This window comes from Rheinheimera hassiensis (assembly GCF_022436675.1).
Classification (GTDB): Bacteria; Pseudomonadota; Gammaproteobacteria; order Enterobacterales; family Alteromonadaceae; genus Alishewanella; species Alishewanella hassiensis.
Genome location: NZ_JAKUJZ010000047.1, coordinates 1 through 270 on the forward strand (window position 1 = coordinate 1; position 270 = coordinate 270).

The 270-nt window shown below is 36.3% G+C and carries 1 pseudogene; it reads left to right on the top strand.

What is annotated here, in order from left to right:
* Positions 1-270 (top strand): annotated as a pseudogene (locus MJX74_RS21585) (hypothetical protein); the annotation flags it as partial.

The window sequence follows — 270 nt, forward strand, 5'->3', positions numbered from 1 at the left end:
CAATCAGATTATCCAATATTTTCAAACTAATGCTGGTGAATACTTTCAAGATGTAGGGCAACATCTATTTTTGAGTTTTACCTCATTATTAATTGCCGCTATCATCGCTTTTCCCCTAGGATATCTGGGATCAAAAAACAAAGTGATTGCTGCTTTTTGTGAAAGTTTCGCCCAAATTCTTCGGATTATTCCTAGTCTAGCTTTGCTTTTTATCTTAATTCCTTTTATTGGTACTGGGGTTGCTCCCGCATTAATTGCATTGGTAGTCCT